Here is an 8,330-nt window from a genome sequence, read left to right on the forward strand (position 1 = left end):
TTCACTCAACAACTGGGTCACAAATATTGTTTTTTAACTGAATTGGGAATCCCAAGAATCCCCCTCAATCCCCCTTTGTTAAGGGGGGGAAGCCCCTCTTTATCAAAGAGGGGTTTGGGGAGATTTAATGGAGATTCTTAGTCACCATTTTTCAGTTCAATGTTGATACCTAAAGAACGGATCTCTTTGGTCAATACGTTGAACGATTCAGGCATGCCCGGGTCCATATAATGGTTGCCATCTACAATGTTCTTGTAGATACGGGTACGGCCTTCAACGTCATCCGATTTCACAGTCAGCATTTCTTGTAGCGTATATGCTGCACCGTAAGCTTCTAGTGCCCAGACTTCCATCTCACCGAAACGCTGACCACCGAATTGTGCTTTACCACCAAGCGGCTGTTGCGTAACTAGAGAGTAAGAACCAGTTGAACGCGCATGCATCTTGTCATCAACCAAGTGGTTCAGTTTCAGCATGTACATGTAACCAACAGTTACCGGACGGTCGAAACGCTCACCAGTACGACCATCATATAATACGGTCTGACCAGTACTAGACAGGCCTGCAAGTTGTAACAACTCTTTGATCTGACCTTCTTCAGCACCATCGAATACAGGAGTAGCCAAAGGTACACCAGCACGCAAGTTGCCAGAAAGTTTCAAGATTTCTTCATCAGTCAAGCTATCAAGATCTTCTTGCTCGCCACCAACTTTGTTGTAAATCTTGTCTAGGAAATCACGAAGCTCAAGTACAGTACGTTGCTCTTTCATCATCTTGTCGATTTGATCGCCAAGACCTTTCGCCGCCATACCCAAGTGAGTTTCAAGAATCTGACCCACGTTCATACGCGATGGTACGCCCAGCGGGTTCAATACGATATCAACAGGTACACCGTTGGCATCATGTGGCATGTCTTCTACTGGCAAGATGTTTGATACAACACCTTTGTTACCGTGACGACCCGCCATCTTATCACCAGGCTGGATGCGACGTTTCACAGCAAGATAAACTTTAACTACTTTCAATACGCCAGTCGTCAGTTCATCGCCTGTAGAAAGTTTGCGTTTTTTCTCAGCAAATTTCTCATCAATTTCGAAGCTCTTCTCTTTCAAGAACACTTGAATTTGAGTTAAACGTTCAGCAATTGCTTCGTCAACTGGTTGAATTTCAAGAAGATCAACAAGCTCTAAACCAGACAACACGTCTTCAGACAGTTTGTCGCCACGTTTAGTTGTACCGCCACCATTCGACTCTTGGCCGTTGAGTAGACGGATTACACGTTCACGTGCAGCTTCTTCGAAGATTTTGAATTCTTCTTTCAAGTCTTTACGGTATGCATCCAATTGCGCTTTTTCAATTGCTTGAGCACGTTCGTCTTTTTCAAGACCGTCACGTGTAAACACTTGAACGTCAATGACTGTACCTTTCGTACCTGATGGAACGCGTAAAGATGAGTCTTTTACGTCAGCCGCTTTTTCACCGAAGATTGCACGTAGCAATTTTTCTTCCGGAGTCAACTGCGTTTCACCTTTAGGGGTTACTTTACCAACCAGGATATCGCCAGCAGTTACTTCAGCACCGATGTAAACAATACCTGACTCGTCTAGTTTAGACAGAGCAGCTTCACCTACGTTCGGAATATCAGCAGTGATTTCTTCCGCACCCAGTTTGGTATCACGTGCGACACATGATAATTCCTGGATATGAATAGACGTTAAACGGTCTTCTTGAAGAACACGCTCAGAAAGTAAGATCGAGTCTTCGTAGTTGTAACCATTCCAGGTCATGAACGCAACGCGCATGTTTTGACCCAGTGCCAGCTCACCGCCATCAGTCGATGGACCATCAGCCAGGACATCACCACGACCCACTTTATCGCCCAGGTTCACAAGAACTTTCTGGTTGATACAAGTGTTCTGGTTCGAACGGGTGTACTTGATCAGGTTGTAGATATCTACACCTGCTTCACCTGCGATCATTTCGTCTTCATTCACACGAATAACCACACGAGACGCATCAACAAACTCGATACGACCACCACGTTGAGCGATCACACATACACCTGAGTCATGTGCTACGTTCGCTTCCATACCGGTACCAACAAGCGGCTTGTCAGCAATCAACGTCGGAACTGCCTGACGTTGCATGTTCGAACCCATTAATGCACGGTTGGCATCATCGTGTTCTAAGAATGGAATCAGTGACGCTGCTACAGATACGACCTGCTGAGCAGATACATCCATATGCGTTACTTTTTCAGGAGGAATACGTACGAAGTCACCCTGATGACGAACAGATACAAACTCTTCTGTTAAATTACCATCTTTATCCATTGCAGAATCAGCCTGTGCAATGACAGTGCCTACTTCTTCAATCGCAGAAAGGTATTCAACTTCATCTGTTACACGACCATCAACAACTTTACGGTATGGGGTTTCCAGGAAACCAAAGTTGTTACATTTCGCATAAACAGAAAGCGAGTTGATCAAACCAATGTTTGGACCTTCCGGTGTTTCAATTGGACATACACGACCGTAGTGAGTTTGATGTACGTCACGTACTTCAAAGCCTGCACGTTCACGCGTCAAACCGCCGGGACCAAGCGCAGAAACACGACGTTTATGCGTAATCTCAGATAACGGATTGTTTTGGTCCATGAATTGAGACAACTGGCTTGAACCAAAGAATTCCTTGATTGCAGCAGCAACAGGCTTCGCATTGATCAAATCTTGTGGAGACAGGTTGTCAGTTTCAGCTTGTGATAAACGCTCTTTAACAGCACGTTCTACACGAACCAGACCTACACGGAATTGGTTTTCTGTCATTTCACCAACAGAACGAACACGACGGTTACCCAAGTGATCGATATCGTCGACTTCACCTTTACCGTTACGGATTTCAACTAATGTTTTTAATACATCAGTGATATCTTCGTTCGAGAGAATGCCTTCAACTTCACGTGATTTCTGGTCTGTACCCACTTCGTAAGGACGACCCAAACGACGGTTGAACTTCATACGACCAACTGGAGACAAGTCATAGCGTTCAGAAGAGAAGAACAAGTTGTTGAATAGGTTTTCAGCAGCTTCTTTTGTTGGTGGCTCGCCCGGGCGCATGACTTTGTAGATTTCTACCAATGCTTCTTCACGATTGCTCGTTGTATCTGCACGTAGAGAATCTGCAACGAATGAACCGCGGTCGATATCATTAGTGAACAGAATATTGAACTGCTTCACGCCGCCTTCTGCAATTTTCACCATGATTTCATGGCTTAATACAGTATTGGCCGCAATCACATCACCATCTTTTAATGGGATGTCTTCAGCAGTGATACGCTCATACAGGTACTCATCAGGCACTGCAAGTTTTTCAAGACCTGAAGCTTCCATTTGACGTACATGACGCGCATTGATACGTTTACCTTGCTCAACAATTGCTTTGCCATCCTTGTCCAGGATGTCAAATTGTGCCATTTCGCCACGCAGACGTTCAGGCACCAGGTCAATCTGGTAGCTACCCATGTCAAGATACACAGGTACTTTCTCGTAGAACATGTTGAGAATGTTTTCGTTGCTGTAACCCAAGGCACGCAGTACCACAGTCGCAAGCAATTTACGACGACGGTCAATACGTACATAGACTAAGTCTTTGGCATCGAATTCAAAGTCTAACCATGAACCACGGTAAGGAATGATACGCGCTGAATAAAGGACTTTACCACTTGAGTGAGTCTTGCCTTTATCGTGGTCAAAGAATACGCCTGGTGAACGGTGTAATTGTGACACGATCACACGCTCGGTACCGTTAATTACAAAGGTACCGTTATCCGTCATCAATGGCATTTCGCCCATATAGACTTCTTGTTCACGTACGTCTTTAATTGACTTCGTTTCACGATCTTTCAGGATCAAACGAATTTTTACACGCATTGGTGCTGCATAAGTTGAGCCACGAAGGATACATTCGCGTACATCAAACTCAGGCTTACCAAGACTATACTCAACAAATTCTAAAGCAGCATTGCCAGAATAACTTTCAATAGGAAAAACTGAACGAAATGCGGCTTGGAGACCGATATCTTCGCGGTTTTTTGGTGATTTGCCATCTTGTAAGAATGTTCTGTACGAGTCGACTTGAATCGCGAGCAAGTACGGAGCATCCATGACGCTAGGCAATTTACCAAAATTCTTACGGATCCGTTTCTTTTCGGTATATGAGTATGCCATCTGGAGTCCTCGGAAAGTGTAAACCAAGCCCGCCTGCAGAACGGGCTCAGAAGGAATTACGCTGGCCGATATGGCCACCACTCTTTACAAATGCTGCAATTTTTAGTGGTATTAAAACGCTTATCAATATTTTTTAATGAAAAATATTGGTAAACGTTTGTTCATTATGTTTATTTTCAATTTGTATGATTTTTATATCATGCAAACAAAAATCGAGCCGATTATTGTAACGCAAAAAGGCTGATGACCCAAGAGCCATCAGCCAATTTTTGGAGCCGATTATAAAAAAACCGGCTCCCTTAAGAAATTACTTAAGAGTAACTGTAGCACCAGCTTCTTCAAGTTTCTTCTTAAGCTCTTCGCCTTCTTCTTTAGAAACGCCTTCTTTAAGAACTGCAGGAGCGCCTTCAACCATGTCTTTAGCTTCTTTCAAGCCAAGGCCAGTCGCTTCACGAACTGCTTTAATTACAGCAACTTTGTTCGCGCCGAAAGAAGTCAATTCAACATTGAATTCAGTTTGTTCTTCAGCAGCAACAGTAGCAGGACCAGCAGCAACAGCTACGGCAGCAGCAGATACATTGAATTTCTCTTCGAAAGCAGAGATAAGTTCAACAAGTTCAAGAACAGTTTTTTCAGCAACTGCGTTTAGGATTTCTTCGTTTGTTAAAGCCATGAGATTAACTCCAAATGGGTATTGAATGATGTGTGTTTAAGTTTGAGCTTAAGCAGCTTCTGACTCGTTTTTCTCTTGAAGCGCTGTAAGTAAGCGGCCCAATTTCGAAATAGGAGCTTGAAGAACGTTTGCAAGCATAGTAAGCGCTTTCTCTTGGTTCGGAAGATTCGCGATTACGCTAACTTCTGCACCTTGATAAAGTTTGCCATCAAATGCAGCAGCTTTAAGTTCAAATGCTTTATTAGTTTTAGCGAATTCTTCGAACAAACGTGCAGCAGCACCCATGTCGTCTTCAGAATTCGAGAAAGCTAAGATTGTTGGGCCAACAAGGTTGTCGTTCAAGATATTGAATTGAGTATCTTGAAGAGCACGTTTAGCCAAAGTGTTACGAACGATACGTGTAGTAACACCAAGTTTACGCGCTTCAACGCGTAGAGTAGTTAACTGCTCTACAGTCAAACCTTGGTAGTCAGCAACAACAGCAGCAAATGCAGTAGAAGCAACTTCAGCTACTTCAGCTACGATCTGTTTTTTGCCTTCGATAAGAAGAGCCATTGTAAAACCTCCTAACGGTGATTTATGTACTTACGCGAAGTACACTCCCAATTCGCAAGACCATCACTGGACTCACACGCGGAGGATGAACAAATCACACCACCGCGTCTACGCAGGCTGGGCTATTAAGAGAGAAGCATAACCCCCCTCGCCCGCGGTCTTTGACGCTGATAAATTTTCATTTATCAATTCAAAGTTTGCCTAAGTTTGCAAAATACGACGGAGCGTTTCTTGCGTAAAATTTGAAGCACTGCTTCAAATTTTACTCAGGGCTTTAAAATTCTGTAATAAGTCGAGACTTATTTAGAAACGTTTGCTACATCAACGATCAAACCAGGACCCATAGTTGAGCTCAAAGTGATCTTTTGAATGTATACGCCTTTAGACGTAGCAGGTTTCAAACGCTTCAAGTCAGCAACAAGTGCTTCAACGTTTTGACGAACAGCAGCAGCTTCAAAACCCACTTGACCGATCGCAGCATGGATAATACCAGCTTTGTCTACGCGGTAACGTGCTTGACCAGCTTTTGCATTTTTAACTGCAGTAGCAACATCAGGAGTTACAGTACCCACTTTAGGGTTTGGCATTAAGCCACGTGGACCAAGGATCGTACCAAGTTTACCTACAACGCGCATTGCATCTGGAGCAGCAATTACTACGTCAAAGTCAAGGTTACCCGCTTGGATGCTTTCAGCAAGATCGTCGAAACCAACAACATCTGCGCCTTCAGCTTTAGCAGCTTCAGCAGCAGCGCCTTGAGCGAATACAGCTACACGTACAGTTTTACCAGTACCTGCAGGAAGTGTAGTCGCGCCACGAACAACTTGGTCAGATTTACGAGGATCAACACCTAGGTTTACCGCGATATCTAGAGATTCTTTGAATTTAGGAGCTGGAAGGCTCTCTAAAACTGCAACAGCTTCTTCTAGCGTGTAAACTTTGTGTGCTTCTACAGCAGCTACAATCGCTTTTTGACGTTTAGTTAATTTAGCCATGTCTTAAAGCTCCACTTCCAAGCCCATAGAACGCGCAGAACCAGCAATGGTACGTACACGTGCGTCTAAATCAGCACCAGTCAAATCTGGTTCTTTAGTAGTCGCGATTTCTTCGATTTGAGCACGAGTCAACTTACCAACTTTAGTTTTGTTAGGTACAGCTGAACCCTTCTGGATACCAGCAGCTTTCTTAAGAAGAACAGCAGCAGGTGGAGTTTTCATGATAAATGTGAACGACTTGTCGTTGTACACAGTGATCACGACTGGAATTGGCAGACCAGCTTCAACTTTTTGTGTCGCAGCATTGAATTCTTTACAGAATGCCATGATGTTCACACCACGTTGACCTAGTGCAGGACCAATCGGTGGAGATGGATTCGCTTTACCAGCTGGAACTTGCAGCTTGATATAGCCGTCAATCTTCTTAGCCATTTCAAATTACCTCTGGGTGCAAACGCCGGTGAAGGCTCCCCAATGATTTCAAGTAACGATACCGTTACAACAACAATGCCTGACTTATAAATAAGTCAGGCGTTTTCAACCCATACAAATTAGACTGATTTTTCGACTTGACGAAATTCCAATTCAACTTGAGTTGGTCGGTTAAATACATTAATGGTCAACGTTAAACGCGACTTTTCGTACTGAACCTCTTCCACTACACCTTTAAAGTCGGTGAATGGACCGTCAACCACGAGTAATTCTTCGCCTGGTTCAAACATCGTCTTAGGACGAGGTGCTTCGCCAGTATTGCGTACACGCGCAAGAATCGCATCTGCTTCTTTTTGCGTAATCGGTGCCGGTTTTTCAGCCGTACCACCAATAAAACCTAAAACTTTTGGACATTCTTTAACAATGTGCCAAGTATCATCGTTCATTTCCATTTCGACTAGGACATAGCCAGGAAAGAACTTACGCTCTGATTTACGCTTCTTACCATCCTTCATCTCTACCACTTCTTCGGTAGGAACAAGGACTTCACCAAAGCTATCGGCAACAGCGCTACGCTGGATTCGATCATTAAGCGAACGCATCACTTGTTTTTCATAACCTGAATAGGCATGAATAATGTACCAACGTTTCATAGCTCTCTTACCCGATAATAAACTTCATTAACCAGCCTAAAATATAGTCAAAACACCACAATAAAATGGATGCAATTACGACTACAACAAGAACTTGCCAAGATGTGGACATCGTCTCTTGTTTGGTAGGCCAGGTCACTCGACGTAACTCGATTCGTGCATCTTTCAGCAGACGAATAAAGCCTTTGCCTTGATGGGTGGCGTATAATAAACCGAATGCTGCAACGATACAAGCCAAAATCACCCCAACGCGCACCCAAACATCATTCGCAGGTGCCCAGTACGCTGGTAAATATTGGTTTACCATCATTGCACCAACCAATAAAATCAAGGCGATAACCCATAGAACCATGTCTAATGGAGAACCAGAACTTACATCTACTGCAGGATTATTTCTTTGAGGAATTGCCGCTTCGCCTAATGCGTCGCGTGATTTTTCATTCGACATTTTTGTACTCGTCGTAGGTTTCGCGACTTATTATATGACCAATTTTGCCGACATCAAGCGTCTTTTTAAAAACTTGGCAGGTCAGGAGGGGCTCGAACCCCCAACATTCGGTTTTGGAGACCGACGCTCTACCAATTGAACTACTGACCTGCAAAACAACAAGTTGGAGCCTAAACTCCAACCTGTTTGTCTTATTCTATGATTATGCAGTTACTTTAGCAACTACACCAGCACCAACTGTACGACCGCCTTCACGGATCGCAAAACGTAGACCTGGGTCCATTGCGATCGGGTGGATTAGCTCTACTGACATCTCAACGTTGTCACCAGGCATAACCATTTCCACGC

The 8,330-nt window shown here is 43.9% G+C and carries 8 protein-coding genes and 1 tRNA gene; all 9 read right to left on the bottom strand.

Annotated elements, in window-relative coordinates:
* Nucleotides 1-137: 137 nt before the first annotated feature.
* Nucleotides 138-4,226 (bottom strand): DNA-directed RNA polymerase subunit beta, encoded by a 4,089-nt coding sequence (gene rpoB, locus NI470_RS04105; protein WP_004278610.1) that lies wholly within the window; start codon nucleotides 4,224-4,226, stop codon nucleotides 138-140.
* 307 nt (nucleotides 4,227-4,533) lie between these two features.
* Nucleotides 4,534-4,899: a 50S ribosomal protein L7/L12 gene (gene rplL / locus NI470_RS04110; protein ID WP_253147773.1), complete on the bottom strand. Its 366-nt coding sequence runs from the start codon at nucleotides 4,897-4,899 to the stop codon at nucleotides 4,534-4,536.
* A gap of 48 nt (nucleotides 4,900-4,947) precedes the next feature.
* Entirely contained in the window at nucleotides 4,948-5,454 is a 507-nt protein-coding gene (gene rplJ, locus NI470_RS04115; RefSeq protein WP_004278612.1) for a 50S ribosomal protein L10, read from the bottom strand.
* A 299-nt stretch (nucleotides 5,455-5,753) separates the two neighbouring features.
* Nucleotides 5,754-6,449 (bottom strand): 50S ribosomal protein L1, encoded by a 696-nt coding sequence (rplA, locus tag NI470_RS04120; RefSeq protein ID WP_004278613.1) that lies wholly within the window; start codon nucleotides 6,447-6,449, stop codon nucleotides 5,754-5,756.
* 3 nt (nucleotides 6,450-6,452) lie between these two features.
* A complete protein-coding gene (gene rplK, locus NI470_RS04125) occupies nucleotides 6,453-6,881 on the bottom strand; it encodes a 50S ribosomal protein L11 (protein WP_004278614.1) in 429 nt (142 codons plus the stop codon).
* A gap of 119 nt (nucleotides 6,882-7,000) precedes the next feature.
* A complete protein-coding gene (nusG, locus tag NI470_RS04130) occupies nucleotides 7,001-7,534 on the bottom strand; it encodes a transcription termination/antitermination protein NusG (RefSeq protein ID WP_004278615.1) in 534 nt (177 codons plus the stop codon).
* Nucleotides 7,535-7,541: 7 nt separating this feature from the next.
* On the bottom strand, nucleotides 7,542-7,982 hold the full coding sequence (secE, locus tag NI470_RS04135; protein ID WP_005245824.1) for a preprotein translocase subunit SecE: 441 nt from the start codon (nucleotides 7,980-7,982) through the stop codon (nucleotides 7,542-7,544).
* Between the two features lie 74 nt (nucleotides 7,983-8,056).
* A tRNA-Trp gene (locus NI470_RS04140) sits at nucleotides 8,057-8,132 on the bottom strand.
* 52 nt (nucleotides 8,133-8,184) lie between these two features.
* Nucleotides 8,185-8,330 (bottom strand): EF-Tu C-terminal domain-related protein (locus NI470_RS04145; protein ID WP_079378470.1); only part of this gene is annotated, 146 nt, incomplete at its 5' end.

It is taken from the genome of Acinetobacter lwoffii (genome assembly GCF_024129115.1).
Classification (GTDB): domain Bacteria; phylum Pseudomonadota; class Gammaproteobacteria; order Pseudomonadales; family Moraxellaceae; genus Acinetobacter; species Acinetobacter lwoffii_T.